Source organism: Pantoea allii (genome assembly GCF_046529425.1).
GTDB lineage: Bacteria > Pseudomonadota > Gammaproteobacteria > Enterobacterales > Enterobacteriaceae > Pantoea > Pantoea allii.
Map to the genome: position 1 here is coordinate 2362488 of NZ_CP125958.1, position 19245 is coordinate 2381732.

Genomic DNA, 19245 nt, shown 5'->3' on the forward strand with positions numbered 1-19245 from the left:
GAAAGGGCGACAGTTATCGTCGCCCTGAACGTTATTGTGTTGAGGTATCTTGCGAGCTGCCTGCGCTGTCCGGCACAGATGCACCTTCATCGCGGCCCAGCTTTTTATAGACGATTTTCTGGCTGTCGTTGTCGCAATGGCCGACCACCTGACCGCCCGCCTGATCAACCTGATCGTTGGCGACCACGTCTAGGCTAAAGCCAGATTCGGGCACACCGTTTTGAATGATTTTCTGGCTGATATCCGCTTTTACAGATTCGCAGGATGCCTGAGCCAGCAAGGGGAATGCCAAAAACGTCGCTGTCAGTAATGCAGTCTTGATCTTCATAACCCTTTCCTTTTGTCATGCGTCAGTCATTACTATAGCTGAAATTTACGGCAATACCGGGCGGCCTGTGCGGCGATCTAAACAGCGCAGCGTGTTCGGTTCCCAGTAAGCATTCAGGTTAGCACTTTGTTCGCACTTATCCCGTGTGTCGAAGGCGCGATCGGCCTTATCGAACTCTTTTTCCACCCGATTGTTCACTTTATTACGCAGCATATGCGTATCATTCCACTGCTCTTTACTCTGGCGTGCCGCTTCGTTATTCAGCGCGCTGCTGCCGTTTTCAATAATCAGGTGATCGGTAGCTGCACTCACAGACAGGGCGGTCGCAGAAAGCAGGGCCACCATCAGAACCGGAACCAATTTTTTCATCGTAATATCCTTCGATTAACTCTGCTTTTACCTATGGGTAAAACTATTGCATCAAATGAGGATAGTATACCATTGACGATTACTTGCTCACCAGTTGTGTGCATGTTGTTTACCTGTCAGAGAGATTATCGTGCTGCTCAAAACCACCTTCCTGTTTTTTATAACCGCACTGGCGGAAATTATTGGCTGTTTTCTGCCGTGGCTCTGGTTGAAGAAGGGCGCCTCTGTCTGGTTGTTATTTCCTGCCGCATTAAGCCTGGCGCTGTTTGTCTGGTTGCTCACCTTACATCCTGCCGCCAGCGGACGTGTTTATGCGGCTTACGGCGGCGTTTATGTGCTGACGGCGTTGCTGTGGCTGCGCGTGGTCGACGGGGTCAGGCTGAGTGTATGGGACTGGAGTGGCGCACTGATTGCTCTGAGCGGCATGGTAATTATCGTGGTGGGCTGGGGCAAAGCGTAAACGCCAGCCCGGGTGGCTGGCGCTGCGATCAGGGTTTGTGGACTTTCAGTCCCGCCAGGGTCTGACTGACAGGCATCATTTCCAGAGTGTTAATGTTGACGTGCTTCGGCAGTGTCGCCACCCAGTAAACGGCTTCGGTGACATCTTCCGGCGTCAGGGCTGTCGCGCCTTCGTAAACCCGATCGGCCTTGTCATCGTCGCCTTTAAAGCGCACGTTGGAAAACTCGGTACCGCCGACCAGGCCCGGCTCAATATCGGTCACGCGCAGTGCCGTGCCGTGCAAGTCGGTACGTAAGTTGAGGCTGAACTGGCGCACAAAAGCCTTGGTTGCCCCATAGACATTGCCCCCGGCATAAGGCCAGCTGCCGGCAATGGAACCAATATTAATAATGTGGCCGACGTTACGCTCTACCATGGCAGGCAAGACGGCGCGCGTCATATAGACCAGCCCTTTGGTATTGGTGTCGATCATATTTTCCCAGTCATTCACATCTGCCCGGTGCGCCGGTTCGATGCCCAGCGCCAGGCCAGCGTTATTCACCAGAACATCAATATGACGCCACGCATCAGGCAACTGCGTGATGGCTTCTTCAATGGATGCCCGGTTACGCACATCTAACTGAACGGTATACAGATTGTCGCCCAATTCCGCTTTTAGCGCCTTCAGCCGTTCTGCTCGACGTCCACTGGCGATGACCTTATGACCGGTTTCGATGAACCGGCGGGTAATGCTTTGGCCAAATCCTGCGGTGGCCCCCGTAACAAATATAATCATCTCGCTTTTCCCTTATCCCGTTTCGTGGTGTTTGCATCACCTTAGCATGTCAGTTTTGCGTATGCCCGTTGAATTCTGAGGCAATGATGACCGCGACGTTGCGCTGTTTTAGCGCAGGCTGCACTAAAACCGTGCAGTGCCCGACGCTGCCGGGGAAGCATTCAGGCGGCAGATGGCTTAGCAACCGATTGCCTTGAGTGAGCAATCGGTTGCGTGGAGAATTTGTCAGCGTAAATGTTGCGCAACAAATAAATCCATCTATCTTTATGAAAATAAAGGATTTTAATTAAACTGCTGCTGGCACGACTCTTGCAATGTATTACCTATAGAGAGTGTTAAAGGAACAGGACGACGAGATGACGCGTCCGGTAAGAGGAAACCCTATGTTTACAAGCCCGGACACAGCGATTCGCGCCAGTTTTTTCGATTTCGTCGACGTGGCAAAAGATCCTGAGGCTATTTTAGCCCAGGCGCGTTATATCGACGATGGCCTGCTCATTTTACGTGAGGGCCGCGTTGTGGCGCTGCATGACTGGCATGAGGTGAGCGACAGCCTGCGTCCAGACGCCGTCATCGATTTGCGCGGTAAGTTGATCATGCCGGGTTTTGTCGACTGCCATATCCACTATCCCCAAACGGAAATGATCGGTGCCTTTGGTGAACAGCTTCTCGAATGGCTGAATCAGTATACGTTCCCGGTAGAAGGCCAGTACCGCTGCCCGGAACATGCCGCGCAAATGTCGGCGTTTTTTCTTCACCAGTTGCTGGCCAACGGCACCACCAGTGCGTTGATTTTTGGCACGGTTCATCCTCAGTCGGTAGAGGCTTTATTCAGCGCGGCTGAAGCGCTGAATATGCGCATCATTGCCGGAAAAGTGATGATGGATCGCAATGCGCCCGATTACCTCGTCGAAACGCCGGAAGAAAGCTATCAGCAAACCCGTGCGCTGATTGAACGCTGGCACCAGCGGGGCCGCCTGGGCTATGCCCTGACGCCGCGTTTTGCGCCCACGTCTTCGCCCGCCTTGCTGGAAAAAGTGCAGACGCTTCGTACGGCCTATCCTGATGTCTGGCTCCATACGCACCTCAGCGAAAACCCGCAGGAGGTGGCCTGGGTGAGAGCGCTGTTCCCCGATCACAATGGCTATCTCGACGTTTACCACCAATACCAGCTGACCGGTCGTCGCAGCGTGTTTGCACACTGCCTGCATCTGGAAAATCATGAATGGCAGTGCCTGCATGATACCGATTCCGCCATTGCCTTTTGTCCGACCTCAAACCTGTTTCTGGGAAGCGGCCTGTTTAATATCAAACGCAGCTGGCAGCAGGGCATTAACGTCGGCATGGGCACCGATGTGGGGGCGGGAACCACCTTTAATATGTTGCAAACGCTGGGGGAAGCCTACAAGGTCGGCCAGCTGCAACAATACAGGCTGAGTGCGGCAGAAGCCTTTTATCATGCCACGCTGGGCGGTGCTCATGCCCTGGATCTTGACCAGCACATTGGTAATTTTTTACCAGGTAAAGAAGCCGATTTTGTCGTGCTGGATATGGCCGTTTCCCCGTTGCAAAAGCTGCGCATGAGTAACTGCAAGGATATCTGGGAGAAACTGTTTGTGCTGATGACCCTGGGCGATGACAGAAACATCGTTCAGACCTGGGTTAACGGTCAGCCAGTCTGGCAATCCGCCACAAGGGAGAATGCCGCATGATTCAGTTCCTGCTTAACGATTTACCGATTACCGAAGAACAGATCGATCCTAATCTGACGGTGCTGTCTTATCTGCGCACCCACAAGCGCCGCTGTGGAACCAAAGAAGGCTGTGCTTCGGGTGATTGTGGTGCCTGCAGCGTGACGCTGGGCAGTGTGGTAGACGGAAAATTACAGTATCAGACCGTTAACAGCTGCCTGATGCTGGTGAGTGGATTACAGGGCAAACAGCTTATTACGGTTGAAGATTTACGTCAGGGCAAAACCCTGCATCCCGCTCAGCAGGCCATGGTGGACTGCCACGGTTCACAGTGTGGCTTCTGCACACCGGGTTTTGTGATGTCGTTGTTCAGTTTGCAGAAAAACAATCATGGCTGGGATCGTCAACAGGCAGAGCACGCGCTGGCCGGTAACCTCTGCCGCTGCACCGGCTATCGTTCCATCATGGCGGCCGCCGAGCAGGTGGTGACGCAGCCGCAGCCTGACCGCTTTGATCGGCAGGAAGAGAAGGTAGTTGAGCGCCTGACCGCGCTGAATAGCCAGGAAGTCCAGGTGGTGCAGGACAAAGGCCGCTACTGCTATATCCCCAAAACCGTTGAACAGCTCGCCACGCTCTACGCGGCGCAGCCCGACGCCGCGTTGCTGGCAGGGGGCACCGATCTCAGCCTGCTGATCACCCAGCGTTATCAGAGCATTCCGTTGATGATTGCGCTAGGACAGGTTGATGCGCTGAAAGTGTGCCATGAGGATGACGCGTATTATCGGCTGGGAGCCGCGGCCTCGCTGGAAAAAATCGCCGATTTTATGGCGACGCGCATACCGGGTTTGACCGAGATGCTGACGCGTTTTGCCTCACTGCAAATTCGTCAGCTCGGCACGCTGGGCGGTAATCTTGCGAATGCCTCCCCGATTGGCGATGCTTCACCTACGCTGCTGGCGTTAAATGCTTCCTTGCTTCTGCAGAAAGGCAACACGCAACGTACCTTGTCACTCGACGACTTTTTTACCGATTATCGCCAAACCGTGCTCGAGGCAGGGGAATTTATTCATAGCATCATCATTCCAAAAGTGACGGTGTCACCTGATTTTGTGGCCTGGAAGGTGTCAAAACGCCTGGATGATGATATTTCGGCCGTGTTTGCCGCCTTTAACATCCAGACCGAGAACGGCATTGTCACCGCGGCGCGCATCGCCTTTGGCGGTATGGCAGCAACGCCAGTGCGCGCGGCGGGCTGTGAGCAGGCCATCGTCGGATTACCCTTAACCGCAGAAACGATGGCAAAGGCCTGCCAGGCGCTGGCAGAAACCTTCCAGCCGCTCAGCGACTTCCGCGCCAGTGCCGATTACCGCCTGCAGGTGGCGGGCAACCTGCTGCGCCGTTATTTCTACCGTCTGAATGGATTATCCATTACCGAGGTAAGCCGCTATGTCTCATAACCGTCCGGCATTGCCCGATTCCGCCTTACCCATTGCCCATGCGCGTGACATCAGCAGCGGCGTGGGACGCAGCAATAAACATGAAAGCGCCGATAAACATGTGTCTGGCGAAGCGATGTATATCGATGATAAAGCGGAGCAGCCCGGCCTGCTGCATCTCTGTCCTCGCCTGAGTGAACATGCACATGCCCGCATCACGCAGGTTGACGTGCAGCCGTGCTATGCCATTCCCGGCGTGGTGCGCGTCCTGACTTGGCAAGAGGTGCCCGGGATAAACGACGTCGGGCCACTGCAGCCCGGCGATCCGCTGCTGGCGCAGGAAAAAGTCGAATACGTTGGACAGATCATTCTTGCCGTCCTGGCCGAAACGCCAGACGCGGCCAGGCAGGGCGCGATGGCGGCCATCATCGAGTATGAGGTTCTGCCCGCATTACTGGACGTGGAACAGGCGCTGCAACAGGGCAGCTTTGTCCAGGAACCCCACATTCACCAGCGCGGTGACGTCGAGGCGGCGCTGGCGCGTGCCCCGCACCGCGTTCAGGGCGCATTTCATATCGGCGGACAAGAGCACTTTTATCTGGAAACCCAGACGGCGATGGTCATCCCCGGTGAAGACGATGCGCTGCAGGTCTTTTGCTCCACGCAAAATCCAACGGAAATTCAAAAGCTGGTGGCAGAGGTCATGGGCATCAGCATGAACAAAGTGACGATTGATATGCGGCGCATGGGCGGGGGATTTGGCGGTAAAGAAACCCAGGCGGCGAGCGTTGCCTGCCTGTGTGCGGTTGCGGCGAACCTGACCGGGCGCGCGGTTAAAATGCGCCTGGCCCGGCGCGATGACATGCGTATTACCGGCAAACGGCATCCTTTTTATGTGCGCTACGATGTGGGCGTGGACGACGACGGACGGCTGTGCGGTGTAAAAATCGATCTTGCCGGGAACTGCGGCTACTCGCTCGATCTGAGCGGATCGATAGTGGATCGGGCCATGTTTCATGCGGATAACGCCTATTACCTTGGGGATGCGTTGATCACGGGCTACCGTTGTCGCACTAATACCGCATCCAATACGGCTTTTCGCGGCTTCGGCGGTCCGCAGGGCATGGTCGCCATCGAACAAATCATGGACCACATCGCCCGTGAACGGGGGCTGGACCCGCTCACGCTGCGCAAACGCAACTATTACGGCAAACATGAGCGCAATATCACCCATTACCACCAGCAGGTGAAAGACAATCTGCTGGATGAGATCACGGCGCAGCTGGAAACCAGCAGTGACTATTATGCCCGGCGCGAAGCCATCGCAGCGTTTAACGCGACGCATCCCGTGCTGAAACGCGGACTGGCGCTGACGCCGGTTAAATTCGGTATTTCCTTTACCTCCAGTTTCCTCAATCAGGCCGGAGCGCTGATTCTGATCTATACCGACGGTACGGTGCAGCTCAACCATGGCGGGACAGAAATGGGCCAGGGACTCAACACCAAAGTGGCGCAGATTGTCGCCCAGGTGCTGCAAATTGAGGTCGATCGCATTCAAATCACCGCCACCGATACGGGGAAAGTACCCAACACCTCGCCGACGGCGGCGTCCAGTGGCACAGATCTTAACGGCAAAGCGGCACAGAACGCCGCCGAAATCCTGCGTGAGCGCATGACAAACATGTTATGCACGCTGCACGCGTGCGCGCCAGATGCGGTGAATTTCAGCAACGGCATCGTTCGGGCGGCGGATCACTATTACACCTTTGCTCAGGTCGCCCAGCTTGCCTGGCTGAACCAGGTGCCGCTTTCGGCTACCGGCTACTATCGCGTGCCCGGCATTCATTACGATCGCCAGGCCGGTCGCGGCGAACCTTTTTACTACTTCGCCTACGGTGCGGCCTGCTGTGAGGTGATTATTGATACGCTGACGGGTGAATACCGGCTGCTACGGGCGGATATTCTGCATGATGTGGGCGCGTCGCTGAATCCGGCTATCGATATCGGACAGGTTGAAGGCGGATTTGTACAGGGGCTGGGCTGGCTGACCTGTGAAGAACTGGTCTGGAATGACCAGGGCCAGTTGATGACTGACGGCCCCGCGAGCTACAAAATTCCTGCCATCAGTGATGTACCGGCCGACATGCGCGTCACCCTGGTGGAAAACCGCAAGAACCCGCAGGACACGGTTTTTCATTCGAAAGCCGTGGGCGAACCGCCTTTCATGCTGGGGATCGCCGCCTGGTGTGCATTGCAGGATGCGGTGGCCAGCGTGGCCGGTTATCGCCTGCATCCCGGGCTGGATGCGCCCGCCACGCCGGAGCGGGTATTCTGGGGCGTACAGCGCATGACCGGAGGTGCGGATGATTTATCATGACTGGATTGCCATTCTGCACGACCTGCGCCAGAAGCGGCAACACTGCGTATTGATCACCGTGCTGAAAGACCGAGGCTCAGTACCGCGTGACGGTGGTGCCAAGATGGTGGTGACGGACAGTGAAACCTTTCTCACCATCGGTGGTGGTCACCTGGAGTTTCAGTGCATCGCTCAGGCACGGGCGCTGTTAGAAGGTGGAGAGCGGCGCCCCCATACCGAAGAGTTCAGCCTGGGCGCGCGACTGGGGCAGTGCTGCGGCGGAATGACCACGATTCTGTTTGAACCGCTCATGCAGGCGCAGCCAGAAATCCTGGTGTTTGGTGCCGGTCACGTCGGTCAGGCGCTGGTTAGCCTGCTGGCTACGTTACCCTGTCACATTAACTGGATTGACAGTCGGGATAACCAGTTTGCGTCGGTGCCGCCTGGCGTCAACGTCCAGCAGCCCGACGATCCCCTGGACTGCGTGGCCGGGGCGGCCCCCGGAAGCTATTATATCGTTATGACCCACCATCATCCGCTGGATCTTGCCCTGTGCGAAGCTATCCTGCGGCGGGGTGATTTTCGCTATGCCGGCGTCATCGGTTCGCAAAGCAAAAGTCAGCGCTTTCGCTACCGGCTGGAAGGCAAAGGGATTGGCGAAGACCGGCTGGCGCGCCTGCGCTGTCCCATGGGCTTACCCGATGTCAAAGGGAAGCTGCCCGCCGAAATCGCCGTCGCGATTGCGGGGGAAATTATCGCGGTGTATCAACAACCACGCGGGTAGGTTGTTCTGTCAAAGGCAACCTGCCACTATGAGACTCTGTGTTGTTCTCCAGGAGCGCCTATGAACGCCCGTCAAAATCCTTTTTTTAGCGTCAGCAGTTTGCCTTATCACACGCCACCCTTTGATCAGATTCAGGAAACCGACTTTCTCCCTGCGCTGCAGGCCGGTATCGAAGAAAAACGCCAGGAAGTGCAGGCCATCGCCACCGATCCTGATGCGCCGACCTTTATTAACACCTGCGAGGCGCTGGAGAAAAGCGGCCAACTGCTGACCCGCGTAAGCCTGGTGTTCAACGCGATGACCTCCGCCCACACCAGCCCCTATCTTCAGCAGATTGACGAGGATATCGCGCCACAGCTCACCGCACTAAACGATGAGATCATGCTGAACCGACCGCTGTTCTCACGCATCGATCAGGTCTATTTGCAGCGCAACCAACTTGATGCCGAATCGAAACGCCTGGTCGACGTGCTATGGCAGCGCTTTCAGCTGGCGGGGGCGAACCTGCCGGAAGCGCAAAAGCAGCAGTTAAAGGCGCTGAACCAGGAAGCGGCCCGGCTCAGCACGCAGTTTACCAACAAGCTGCTGGCTGCCACCAAGGCGGGCGGGTTGATGGTGAATGATGTCCAGCAACTCGCGGGGCTGAGCCCGTCCGATCTGGCCGTCGCCCAGGCGGCTGCCCGCGCGCGTGGCCTGGAGAATGCCTGGTGGCTGGTGCTGCAAAATACCACGCAGCAGCCTGCGCTTCAGTCTCTGGAAGATCGCGCGACGCGGCAGGCCTTGTTCCATGCTGCCATGACGCGCAGTGAGAAAGGCGATGACAACGACACGCGAGCGCTGGTGTTGCGTCTGGCACAGGTGCGCGCTGAGCAGGCGAAGCTACTGGGATTTGCCAGCTTTGCCGCCTGGCAGTTACAGGATCAGATGGCAAAAACCCCGGATGCTGCCTTCGCCTTTATGCGTAATATCGTTCCCGCCGCCCGAGCCCGTGCGGAGCGTGAAGCCTCGGCCATTCAGCAAACCATCGACAGCCAGCAGGGCAACTTCACGCTCAGCGCGTGGGACTGGAATTTTTATGCAGAACAGGTGCGGCGGGCACAGTACGATCTGGATGAAAGCCAGATCAAACCCTATTTTGAACTCAACACGGTGCTCGAAAATGGCGTGTTTTGGGCTGCGACCCAGCTCTATGGTATTCAGTTTGCCCCGCGTCACGATCTGCCGGTTTACCATCCAGACGTACAGGTATATGAAATCTTTGATGTTGATGGCAGTGGGATGGCGCTGTTTTATACCGATTTCTTCAAGCGTGACAGTAAAGGCGGCGGCGCATGGATGAGCAACTTTGTTAACCAGTCCACGCTGCTCGACGCCAAACCGGTGATCTACAACGTCTGTAACTACACCAAACCCGCCGACGGTGAGCCCGCACTCCTGAGCTGGGATGAGGTTATTACCCTGTTCCATGAGTTCGGTCATACGTTGCATGGCCTGTTTGCCAGTCAGCGTTATCCCAGCCTGTCAGGAACGGAAACGCCGCGTGATTTCGTCGAGTTCCCTTCGCAGATTAACGAGCACTGGGCAAGTGAGCCGCAGGTGTTTCGCCATTTCGCCCGGCATTACCAGACCGGTGAACCCATGCCGGTGGCGCTGCATGAAAAAATCATCAGGGCAGGTAAATTCAACAAAGGTTATGAGATGACCGAGCTGCTGGCTGCCGCGCTACTGGACCTTCACTGGCACAGCCTTGACGGTCGAACGCCGGTGCAGTCCGTTGACGGATTCGAGCAGCAGGCGTTACGCAGCGACGATATTGATTTGGCTGCCGTTCCCCCACGCTATCGCTCCAGCTATTTTCAGCATATCTGGGGCGGCGGCTATTCTGCGGGGTATTATGCCTATATCTGGACTCAGATGCTGGCCGACGACGGCTACCAGTGGTTTGTCGAACAGGGCGGCTTGACGCGGGAAAATGGCGATATCTTTCGACAAAAGATTTTGTCACGTGGCAACAGTAGCGATCTTAAAGCGTTGTATGAAGCCTGGCGCGGCGGTGAGCCTCAGCTCGAACCTATGTTGAAAAACCGCGGCTTAGCGGAATAAGCGAGAAGCGAAAGGGCGGCAATGCCGCCCTGTTTTATTAACCCAACGGACCGCCTTCAATGGTTTCGCACAACCCAGCCAGTACCCGTTCACCCGTTTCCGTCTTCAGCGACTGATACCACGCCGAGGTCATTTGGGGATCTTTAGCATGGGTGATGTCACAGCGTTTACGCGCTTTCAACACCAAATCCTTAACGCGCTCGACACGGCGCATCTGGTAACGCAGTAGCGCATCCTCGATGCCAAGCGAATGCGCAGACAGCGCGGACGCCAGCACAATGGCATCTTCCATGGCCGCACAACCGCCCTGGCCGATATCGGGCGTGGTGCTGTGTGCCGCGTCGCCAAGCAATACCACCCGGCCTTTAACAAAACGCTGAAAAGGTTCAATGTCGTGAATTTCGACCCGGTTGGTGGTGTCCACGTCAATTGCCGAAATTAGCTTTTGCACGGGTTCAGACCAGTCGCTGAAGTAGTGGCGCAAATCGTCCCGCATCGTTGAACGATCCTGCTCCAGACCGGCGGGCAGCGGGACATCGAAGAAGAAGTAAAAACGATTACCGCTTACCGGCATCAGTGAAACGCGCTTGCCATCGCCCACAAAGGTTGTCCATTGGTCGGCGGGCGCGATGGTCTCATCAATCCTGACCAGACCGTTCCAGTTCACATAGCCCGCGTAGCGGCGTGGCAATTTTTCATCCAGTACATAATCGCGGATCACCGAATGCGTCCCGTCAGCCGCGACCAGAAAGTCGCCTTGCGCCTGGCTGTTATCGTCAAAGGTGGCGATAACGCCGCTGGCGAACTGCTCCACCTGGACGATACGTTTGCCAAAATTCACCCGACTGCGGCCATAAGCATCCAGCAGCATCGCCTGAAGCTCCGCGCGGGCGATGGGGTAGGGAAATTCGCCCACCTGTTGCACCAGCGGTGCCAGGCTAAAGCGGGTCAGCGTGTCACCCGAAAACGCGTCTTGATAGGCCATAAACGCCATGTTACCGCCCAGAGCGCGGACTTTTTCTTTCAGTCCCAGTGCATTAAGGCACTTCACGCCGTTTGGCCAGACAGAAATCGCCGCGCCAACAGGCCGTATCGTTTTGACCGCCTCATAAACTTCAGTTTCGAAACCGGCCTGTTCCAGAGCCAGTGCGGCGGTCATCCCACCCATTCCGCCACCAATGACGATCGCTTTCATATGTTATCTCCTGTGTACATATCAGTAATTTGCAACTTTTGTACCAGAAGCGAAAAGGGCCGGATGCCTCAATCTGTCGGGATAACACAACAGATAACCACAGTCGATGCACGGTAGCTGTGCAACGATCTGCACCTGGCCGGTGCAGAGAAATCTGTAAACCACAGTAACCTTGCGTTTTTAAGATGTTACCTATAATCCGTTTCATATTTAGCGTGATATAGATCACGTTCGCCCTCACAATGACTTCGGACTCCTCCATGAAAATCGGAATAAGTAACAATCACTATCCGGAGCAGCGCAATATTTTGGTCAATCCGGAAAACGACTATATCAACCTGAAAAAACGTAACGTTTTCTATTTCCTCAATCCGCTGCGTACCCGTTTATTGAAAAAAAATAAAAGCTTTGTCTTTTTACCTGTGCCATTTGCAATGGGGCAGAAGCCCAATATTTTGCATCTGTTTAATGAAGTGGCGATCACCCAGATGAACTGGGTGGCGACATTTGAAACAGAACTGCCGCGCGTGCTGCCGGTGGCGGGGGTTGCCAAACAGGACAACCCAGAATTAAAGCGCCTGATTCCGTATTTACTGAAAGACAACTGTTTCGGCCTGATTGCCATTTCAGAGGCCACGCTTCATATTCAGATGAAGCTGTTTAAACCCGATGTCGCCGCAAAAATTCGTGCCAAAACCCTGGTGATGCATCCGCCGCAAACGCTGTTTACCCCAGAAAAAACTGCACGCCAGAGTGACAACATCCGTCTGGTGTTTGTCGGCAACGAGTTTTATCGCAAAGGCGGCGCAGAAATTGTGCTGGCGCTGAGCGAACTGGTTGAAGCCGGCCAGATTGATGCGTCGCAGCTAGACGTTCAGCTTATTGGTGACCTGAATAAGCGGCATAATGTGGCACACCGTCAGTTCCAGGACGATGACGCCTTTTATCGCACGATTCAGGATCGCATTTCCCGCCTCAGCTTTATTACCCATCACTCTCAGATGGCGAATCCGGAACTGTTGAAACTGTTTCAGCGCAGCGATGTTGGCTTATTACCCACCTGGCAGGAAACCTACGGCTTTTCGGTACTGGAAATGCAGGCGAGCGGTTGCCCGGTATTAACCAGTAATGTGCGCGCGCTGCCGGAAATTAATCCTGCCAGTGCAGGCTGGACGATCGGCGGTACGCTGAATGACGATCGCGAATATCAGGTCAACAGCGAAGCCGACAAACACCGTCTGCGCCGGGCGTTAATTGACGGCCTGAAATCAACACTGCTGGATATCCTGGCGCATCCACAGGTATTAACGGAAAAGGCTGAAGGATCGATTTTACGCATTAAACAGCAGCACGATCCGCGCCAGTATTGCGCGCGCCTTAACGAAATTTATCGTCGTGGCGTCGTCGATGTTGTTGAACATCCACCCGCGATCTCAATTTAGTAAGATTTATCAGACGTTACGCGCCAGAGTCACCATACTTAACTGACGCGTTTCTCTGGAGATCGGTTATGAAATATCTGCTTGCTTTGCTGCTGTCCGGCCTGATGGTCAGCAGCGCATTGTCACAACCCGCACCCACGTTTCCCCCACGCGCGCCGTTACCTCAGTTGACGCTCGCCGCTGCAAAATGTGATCTCTCCAGCTGTCAGACGCGTTGTTATGTTGAGCAATCGCATTGTAATACGCGTAATTCCGGTGCCTGCAGTACCCAGGCACAGCTTTGCGTGCAATCATGCGCGGCTCAATGTAAATAACCTGCCACCTGAATGAGTGCTGATGAAACGATACCTTACTGCATTACTTGTCGCCCTTAGCGCCAGCAGCAGCGCTGCAGATTTATCCTCGCAGGACATTGCCTCGCGGGTGAAGAACATCATTACGCCGCTGATGGAGCAGGAGGGCATACCAGGCATGTCGGTCGCAGTGCTGTATAAAGGCCGCCCGCAGTACCTGAACTTTGGTGTAGCCGATACCGCATCCGATCGACGCGTAACCGAAAACACGTTGTTTGAACTGGGTTCTGTGAGCAAAACGTTTACCGGCGTACTGGCGGGCGTGATGATGCGTAACAGCCAACTTCATCTCAACGACCCGGTACAAAAGTACTGGCCCGCCCTGAAAGGCCCCCAGTGGCAGGCGATTAAAATGGTGCACCTTGCCACCTACAGTGCTGGCGGCATGCCATTACAGCTTCCCGCCAGCGTGACCGACCAGGATACGTTGCTGACTTACCTGCAACAGTGGCAGCCTGACGCCGCGCCCGGCACGCAGCGCCGCTATTCCAATGTCAGCCTGGGGTTGCTGGGATATTTGATGATAAAAGGCGAGTTTGAAGAGGCGATGCAGAAGAACGTCTTTACGCCATTGCGGCTGACGCGCACCTTTTACAGGGTTCCGGCTTCCATGATGTTTGACTATGCGTGGGGATATAAAGACGGACAGCCGGTGCGCGTCTCGCCCGGTATGCTGTCAGCAGAAACCTATGGCGTGAAGTCTACCGCACGCGACATGATGACCTTTATGCAGGCCAATGCGAATCCGAACGGATTATCGTCCGGTAATACCGTTTTGCGAAATGGTATGATCACGGCACAGTCGCGCTACTTAACGGCAGGCAAGCTGTCTCAGGGGCTGGGTTGGGAAAGCTATCCCTGGCCGATGGATACCCAAACGATCGTTGACGCCAGCGACAACAACATGGCGCGACAGGCACAACCGGCAACGCTGTTGAACCCGCCCAAACCGGCGGATCGTGCCAGCTGGATTCATAAGACCGGCTCCACAAACGGATTTGGTGCCTACATTGCCTTTATCCCACAGTTGAACAGCGGCGTTGTGATGCTGGCGAATAAAAACTACCCCAACCCGGCGCGGATAAAAGCGGCTGCCGCCATCCTGGAGGCCATTCAGTAACGCCGAGACTAAAAAAATGGCCGCTGTGCGCGGCCATTAGGGGATCAATGCGGATTAGAGCGTACCGGTACCGCCGTCAGAGCACCATACCTGTCCAGATGCAAAGCTGCATTCATCTGAAGCCAGGGTAACGTAGAGCGGGGCGATCTCAACCGGCTGGCCTGGACGGCCTAGCGGTGCATCGGCACCAAACTGCTCCACTTTCTCCTGTGGCTGACCGCCGCTCGGCTGCAGAGGCGTCCAGTAAGGGCCTGGGGCGACCGCGTTAACGCGAATCCCTTCCGGGCCGAGCTGTTTGGCCAGTGCCTTAGTGAAGGCCACGTTACAGGCTTTAGTCTGGGCATAATCCAGCAGGATATCGCTGGGCTTAAAGGCCTGAACAGAAGAGGTGTTAATAATCGATGCACCGCGCGGCAGATAAGCCAGTGCCGCTTTCGTTACCCAGAATGGCGCATAGACATTGGTTTTGAAGGTGGCATCAAAGTCTTCTGTGCTCAGCGTCCGAATGGATTCATTAAACTGCTGACGTCCGGCGTTGTTAACCAGAATATCCAGCCCGCCCAGTTTCTCAGCCGCTTCTTTAACCAGCTTCTGACAAAAAGCTTCGGAACGCAGATCGCCGGGAATCGCCACCGCTTTACGGCCTTCGGCCTCGATCAGTTTAACCACTTCCACCGCATCTGACTCTTCTTCCGGCAGATAGTTAATGGCTACGTCCGCCCCTTCACGTGCATAGGCAATGGCGACGGCGCGACCAATACCTGAATCGCCGCCGGTAATCAGCGCTTTACGTCCGGCAAGACGACCGTGGCCACGATAGCTTTTTTCACCATGATCGGGAGCAGGGTCCATTTCACTGGCCAGTCCGGGTGCCTGTTGCGGCTGCTGCCTGAATGGCGGCTTCGGAAAGCGATCTGGGTCGAGAATTGATTTATTTGACGTCGTCATAGTGAGCTCCTTGAACTGTTGTCAGGAACTTAAGCCTGGCACAGATGTGATGTTTGTCACATTCAACTGCTTATTTAATGCACGAAGCCAGTTAAAAAAGGACTTTATCAGACAAATTCCCCGACGTAATGTCCGCTAAGCGCAGCGGTAATAGCAGAATATATCGATTATGTGTTTTGGCGGCAGGCGCAGGCACGAAACGGAAGAGAACAGCAGCGACGAATAATCGCGGGTTGCTTACGCTAAGCTATTGAGAACAGGGCAGTTATGACGAGTATGAATAAGCGATTGTATTAAAGGAGATTAAGGAGGAGAATAAAGCAATGCGCAGTGATGTTAAATGTTTGTACAAATGTTTCTAAGATGTTACTATGAGTGTCCCGGCCAGCACCACTTTATAGTTTGTGACGTCTGGCCGGAAAGTTTTTCCCTGGTGTTGGCTGTTTTAGCGACCTGGCCTTGCAGGTCAGGTTTTTTTTTACCGCTAAACAACTTGAAGCCATTGTAACCTCTGGATGAATCATTGTAAGTTATTCTTAAGTATCATCTTACCTGTACTAAAGTGCAGGTTATGTCATCATTAAGTAAAAGAAGCAGCATGGAGCCTGAATGTTTTCTTTTTTTCTTGAAAATCAAACAATAATGGATACGCTTCAGACTTACATACAGAGAAAGTTATCTCCGCTTGGCAGTCCTGAGTACGCTTACACGGTGGTGAGCAAAAAAAATCCTTCAAATGTTCTGATTATTTCCAGTTATCCTGACGAATGGGTCAGGTTATACCGTGCCAACAATTTTCAGTTAACCGATCCGGTCATCCTCACCGCCTTCAAACGGACCTCGCCGTTTGCCTGGGATGAAAACATTACCCTGATGTCCGATCTGCGGTTTACCAAAATTTTCTCATTATCAAAGCAGTACAACATCGTTAATGGCTTTACCTACGTGCTCCATGACCATATGAACAACCTCGCGTTGCTCTCCGTCATTATTAAGGGCAACGATCAGGCAGCCCTGGAGCAGCGCCTTGCGTCTGAGCAGGGCACCATGCAGATGCTGTTGATTGATTTTAATGAGCAGATGTATCGACTGGCCGGGACAGAAGCCGAAAGAGCACCGACGGTGAATCAGAACGCCGACAAAACGATTTTTTCGTCGCGTGAAAATGAAGTGTTGTACTGGGCGAGCATGGGTAAAACCTATTCTGAAATTGCCGCCATTACCGGTATTTCCGTCAGCACCGTGAAGTTCCACATCAAAAACGTCGTGGTTAAATTGGGCGTCAGTAACGCCCGACAGGCTATAAGACTGGGTGTGGAGTTAGACCTTATCAGACCGGCAGCGTCAGCGGCCAGGTAGTTACCGCGACGGGCGCACAGCCCGTACGTGAGACAATATCGCCACCCAGTTGTTGTTTATCCTCTTCTCCGGCTGGCAGAGTCAGCAGATAAATCCGTTCCTTTTCAGTCAGAAAAGCCTCTTTGACAACGCTGATTTGCCATCCGGACCGTTTCAAAATTTTCAGCATTGCCCGGCTGACTATCGTATAGATATGGTTGTACGCGTTATCCTGCGCCCAGTTCACCATCGCTAAAAACAATACCTGACTAATAGGATAGTGTTCACCCAGCAGTTCGCGTGCGCGTGCTTTATCGACGAAAAAGCGGCTTGACTCCGTGCCACAGGCGGGCAGGGGGACGTCGTTAAAACAGTGCTGGAAGGTGTGAGTGATCATATTGGGCCGATCCAGGCAGGTAAAGCGCACGCTGCACACTAATTGCCCTTCACAGATCCCCAGAATATAGCGCGTCCCTGGCCCATCAAACTCATCCGACTCCATGCCCTGGCTGCATACCACTTCCCATCCCAGGCGGTCGCTAAAAGTTTTTTTTCTGAGCTTATAAAGTTCTTCTGAACGTGTGGTTTGCAGCTCTTCGTAACTGACGTCAAACAGTTCAAGCATTCCATTTCCTCTAAAAAGTTACTGCGGCCCTCACGGCTATCCTGTACTGATTTTACTAACTTTTCGCGCTGACGTTCAGCTAAATAACACTTTATTCGACTGAAATAGGGATTCTCTGTCTGTCAGTGGGCAGGATAACGCATCTCAAGCGGTAAAATTCTCCCTGAGGGGATATTATTTGCCATAACGCAACAGAAAACAATACAAATAGTCACCGCCCTGTACTATTTCAATAGTGCATATTCCCGTGTCATACCAATTTTATATGGGACGCCTGCCGGTTTTTAACAAAGTAACCCCGCCGAATGTCATAAATATGTCGCTCAACATTAATTGATTTATTGGTTATCTATATGGCCTGCATCACAAAGCGGTAAAAAAACCAAATATCATAAATTGGCTGTTAATTTCTGGAATTGTTGGCACAGGGCCGTATTACTAATACTTGAGCCGGACCTGCCTGTCCATACAGGCCGTGGATAGCTGACTGATCAAGGTGTTTACCTAATTATAAGGCTCATAACAATGACTATATCCTCTGTGCTTAAAACAAAAGATAAAATTGGTTACGGCATCGGTGATGCCGCCAGTTCCATGGTATGGCAAACCGCTACCTTGTTTCTGGCCTACTTCTATACGGATGTATTTGGTTTACCCGCCGCGATTATGGGGACGATGTTTTTGATGGTTCGCCTGGCGGATGCCTTTGTCGATCCCTGTATCGGGGCGTTAGTTGACCGAACCCGAACCCGACATGGACGTTTTCGCCCCTGGCTAATGTGGTTCGCGATTCCGTTTGGCGTGAGTTGCCTGATAACCTTCTATGTTCCTGATGTGGGTCCGACCGCGAAAATCGTCTATGCCTGTGTCACCTATACCATCCTCAGCTTCATATACTCTGCAGTAAATGTCCCTTATTGCGCCATGCCCGGTGCGCTGACGCTCGATCCACGAGAACGCCATTCTCTGCAATCCTGGCGTTTTGCCTGTGCCTTTATCGGCGGACTGGTGGTCACGGTCATCGGGCTGCCGCTGGTGGATCTGTTAGGTCAGGGCGACAAGGCGAAAGGGTACCTGTTTGCCATGGGGTTCATGGGTTTTTTAGGGGTGATTTTAATCTACTGTTGCTTCTTTATGACCCGGGAACGTTATTTACCGCGCGGCGATAGTGCAAGCTCGATGTGGTCCGACCTGAAGCTGTTAAGTAAAAACAGCCAATGGCTCATCATTGTTATTTTCAACATCCTGTTGCTGACTGCGGTAGTGACGCGTGGCTCGTCCACAATATATTACATGAACTATGTTTTATTGCGGCCTGACCTGGTATTCACCTTTATTATTACCGGCATGATAGCGGCATTGTGCGGTGCATTTTTTTCAGAGCGGTTATTGGGGAAATTTGATCGCGTGCGTGCTTATCAGATTTGCCTGGTCAGTTTTGTTTTTTTCGTCACGACCATTTATTTTATTCCGCCTTCACAGGTTTGGCTGATCATCGGCATAAATATCGTTTTTGGCTTTGTTCAAAATCTGACCACACCCATTCAGTGGAATATGTTCTCCGATGTCGTGGATTTCGAAGAACACCGCAGCGGGAGAAGGCTGGACGGCCTGGTCTTCTCCACCGCCTTGTTTGCCATCAAATTTGGCCTCGCCATGGGCGGTGCCGTCGTGGGCTGGATTCTGGGGCTGGTGCACTACCAGCCTGGCGTGGCGGCTCAAACGCCTCACGTGATTACCACTATCAATCTGATGCACAACATTATTCCCGGCGTTTTATTTATTGCCATGCTGCTGCTGCTTTGCCTCTACAAGCTTAACAGCACCCGCGTCAATGCGATTGCCCTTGAGCTGGCCGCAAAGCGTGCCGCTGAAGAGAAAATGGACGCCCAAAACGCTATCTGAAATCAGTACGAAGGAGT

General features: G+C 53.8%; 16 protein-coding genes. 10 read left to right on the forward strand and 6 right to left on the reverse strand.

The window, feature by feature from the left end:
• Positions 1-31: 31 nt before the first annotated feature.
• On the reverse strand, positions 32-328 hold the full coding sequence (locus QNH99_RS11160) for a DUF1161 domain-containing protein (RefSeq protein ID WP_063879689.1): 297 nt from the start codon (positions 326-328) through the stop codon (positions 32-34).
• A 45-nt stretch (positions 329-373) separates the two neighbouring features.
• Positions 374-697, reverse strand: coding sequence for a DUF1283 family protein (locus QNH99_RS11165; protein ID WP_063879688.1), 324 nt, complete (start codon positions 695-697; stop codon positions 374-376).
• 133 nt (positions 698-830) lie between these two features.
• Between QNH99_RS11165 and QNH99_RS11170 the strand changes: the two genes are divergently transcribed.
• Positions 831-1157, forward strand: coding sequence for a YnfA family protein (locus QNH99_RS11170; protein WP_063881184.1), 327 nt, complete (start codon positions 831-833; stop codon positions 1155-1157).
• Between the two features lie 28 nt (positions 1158-1185).
• Here QNH99_RS11170 and ydfG read toward each other — a convergent pair whose 3' ends face one another.
• Positions 1186-1932 (reverse strand): bifunctional NADP-dependent 3-hydroxy acid dehydrogenase/3-hydroxypropionate dehydrogenase YdfG, encoded by a 747-nt coding sequence (gene ydfG, locus QNH99_RS11175; RefSeq protein WP_063879687.1) that lies wholly within the window; start codon positions 1930-1932, stop codon positions 1186-1188.
• A 383-nt stretch (positions 1933-2315) separates the two neighbouring features.
• Here ydfG and guaD point away from each other — a divergent pair, with 383 nt between their 5' ends.
• Genes guaD through dcp form a run of 5 tightly spaced genes read left to right on the forward strand, consistent with a single transcriptional unit; the run spans position 2316 to position 10302 of the window.
• Positions 2316-3644 carry a guanine deaminase gene (gene guaD, locus QNH99_RS11180; RefSeq protein WP_096010568.1) on the forward strand — a complete coding sequence of 443 codons (1329 nt, stop codon included), beginning with the start codon at positions 2316-2318 and terminating at the stop codon, positions 3642-3644.
• Positions 3641-5080: a xanthine dehydrogenase small subunit gene (gene xdhA, locus QNH99_RS11185; RefSeq protein ID WP_410516660.1), complete on the forward strand. Its 1440-nt coding sequence runs from the start codon at positions 3641-3643 to the stop codon at positions 5078-5080. The genes guaD and xdhA overlap by 4 nt, the downstream gene beginning before the upstream one ends.
• Complete coding sequence (xdhB, locus tag QNH99_RS11190; RefSeq protein WP_256852611.1) at positions 5070-7436, forward strand: xanthine dehydrogenase molybdopterin binding subunit; 2367 nt, start codon at positions 5070-5072, stop codon at positions 7434-7436. Before xdhA ends, xdhB begins: the two co-directional genes overlap by 11 nt.
• Positions 7423-8199, forward strand: coding sequence for a xanthine dehydrogenase accessory protein XdhC (gene xdhC / locus QNH99_RS11195; RefSeq protein WP_283378608.1), 777 nt, complete (start codon positions 7423-7425; stop codon positions 8197-8199). Before xdhB ends, xdhC begins: the two co-directional genes overlap by 14 nt.
• A 60-nt stretch (positions 8200-8259) precedes the next feature.
• The gene (gene dcp / locus QNH99_RS11200) at positions 8260-10302 is read left to right on the forward strand and encodes a peptidyl-dipeptidase Dcp (RefSeq protein WP_410515323.1); all 2043 of its coding nucleotides are present in this window, start codon (positions 8260-8262) and stop codon (positions 10300-10302) included.
• Between the two features lie 37 nt (positions 10303-10339).
• Here the strand turns inward: dcp and hpxO are convergent, their stop codons facing one another.
• Positions 10340-11497, reverse strand: a complete 1158-nt coding sequence (gene hpxO / locus QNH99_RS11205; protein WP_410516661.1) for an FAD-dependent urate hydroxylase HpxO — start codon at positions 11495-11497, stop codon at positions 10340-10342.
• Positions 11498-11757: 260 nt separating this feature from the next.
• On the opposite strand from hpxO, the gene QNH99_RS11210 reads away from it, so the two are divergent.
• Together QNH99_RS11210 and ampC are read left to right on the forward strand one after the other, a co-directional pair.
• Entirely contained in the window at positions 11758-12939 is a 1182-nt protein-coding gene (locus tag QNH99_RS11210) for a glycosyltransferase (protein WP_410516662.1), read from the forward strand.
• A 333-nt stretch (positions 12940-13272) separates the two neighbouring features.
• Positions 13273-14412, forward strand: coding sequence for a class C beta-lactamase (gene ampC, locus QNH99_RS11215; RefSeq protein ID WP_410517670.1), 1140 nt, complete (start codon positions 13273-13275; stop codon positions 14410-14412).
• A 54-nt stretch (positions 14413-14466) separates the two neighbouring features.
• Here ampC and QNH99_RS11220 read toward each other — a convergent pair whose 3' ends face one another.
• A complete protein-coding gene (locus QNH99_RS11220) occupies positions 14467-15360 on the reverse strand; it encodes an SDR family oxidoreductase (RefSeq protein WP_145393197.1) in 894 nt (297 codons plus the stop codon).
• A gap of 609 nt (positions 15361-15969) precedes the next feature.
• Between QNH99_RS11220 and QNH99_RS11225 the strand changes: the two genes are divergently transcribed.
• Positions 15970-16719, forward strand: a complete 750-nt coding sequence (locus QNH99_RS11225; RefSeq protein WP_109716372.1) for a helix-turn-helix transcriptional regulator — start codon at positions 15970-15972, stop codon at positions 16717-16719.
• On the opposite strand, the gene QNH99_RS11230 is transcribed toward QNH99_RS11225, so the two are convergent.
• Entirely contained in the window at positions 16691-17323 is a 633-nt protein-coding gene (locus QNH99_RS11230) for an acyl-homoserine-lactone synthase (RefSeq protein WP_096010579.1), read from the reverse strand. The genes QNH99_RS11225 and QNH99_RS11230 overlap by 29 nt on opposite strands.
• 525 nt (positions 17324-17848) lie before the next feature.
• Between QNH99_RS11230 and QNH99_RS11235 the strand changes: the two genes are divergently transcribed.
• A complete protein-coding gene (locus tag QNH99_RS11235) occupies positions 17849-19228 on the forward strand; it encodes an MFS transporter (protein ID WP_145393198.1) in 1380 nt (459 codons plus the stop codon).
• Positions 19229-19245: the final 17 nt, after the last annotated feature.

Excerpts from the sequence above, each read along its gene's own strand:
- QNH99_RS11235 (WP_145393198.1), top strand. The coding sequence starts at position 17,849 with ATGACTATATCCTCTGTGCTTAAAACAAAAGATAAAATTGGTTACGGC.
- dcp (WP_410515323.1), top strand. The coding sequence starts at position 8,260 with ATGAACGCCCGTCAAAATCCTTTTTTTAGCGTCAGCAGTTTGCCTTAT.
- QNH99_RS11220 (WP_145393197.1), bottom strand. The coding sequence starts at position 15,360 with ATGACGACGTCAAATAAATCAATTCTCGACCCAGATCGCTTTCCGAAG.
- guaD (WP_096010568.1), top strand. The coding sequence starts at position 2,316 with ATGTTTACAAGCCCGGACACAGCGATTCGCGCCAGTTTTTTCGATTTC.
- QNH99_RS11160 (WP_063879689.1), bottom strand. The coding sequence starts at position 328 with ATGAAGATCAAGACTGCATTACTGACAGCGACGTTTTTGGCATTCCCC.
- QNH99_RS11165 (WP_063879688.1), bottom strand. The coding sequence starts at position 697 with ATGAAAAAATTGGTTCCGGTTCTGATGGTGGCCCTGCTTTCTGCGACC.
- ydfG (WP_063879687.1), bottom strand. The coding sequence starts at position 1,932 with ATGATTATATTTGTTACGGGGGCCACCGCAGGATTTGGCCAAAGCATT.
- xdhA (WP_410516660.1), top strand. The coding sequence starts at position 3,641 with ATGATTCAGTTCCTGCTTAACGATTTACCGATTACCGAAGAACAGATC.
- hpxO (WP_410516661.1), bottom strand. The coding sequence starts at position 11,497 with ATGAAAGCGATCGTCATTGGTGGCGGAATGGGTGGGATGACCGCCGCA.
- xdhB (WP_256852611.1), top strand. The coding sequence starts at position 5,070 with ATGTCTCATAACCGTCCGGCATTGCCCGATTCCGCCTTACCCATTGCC.
- QNH99_RS11225 (WP_109716372.1), top strand. The coding sequence starts at position 15,970 with ATGTTTTCTTTTTTTCTTGAAAATCAAACAATAATGGATACGCTTCAG.
- QNH99_RS11210 (WP_410516662.1), top strand. The coding sequence starts at position 11,758 with ATGAAAATCGGAATAAGTAACAATCACTATCCGGAGCAGCGCAATATT.
- QNH99_RS11230 (WP_096010579.1), bottom strand. The coding sequence starts at position 17,323 with ATGCTTGAACTGTTTGACGTCAGTTACGAAGAGCTGCAAACCACACGT.
- xdhC (WP_283378608.1), top strand. The coding sequence starts at position 7,423 with ATGATTTATCATGACTGGATTGCCATTCTGCACGACCTGCGCCAGAAG.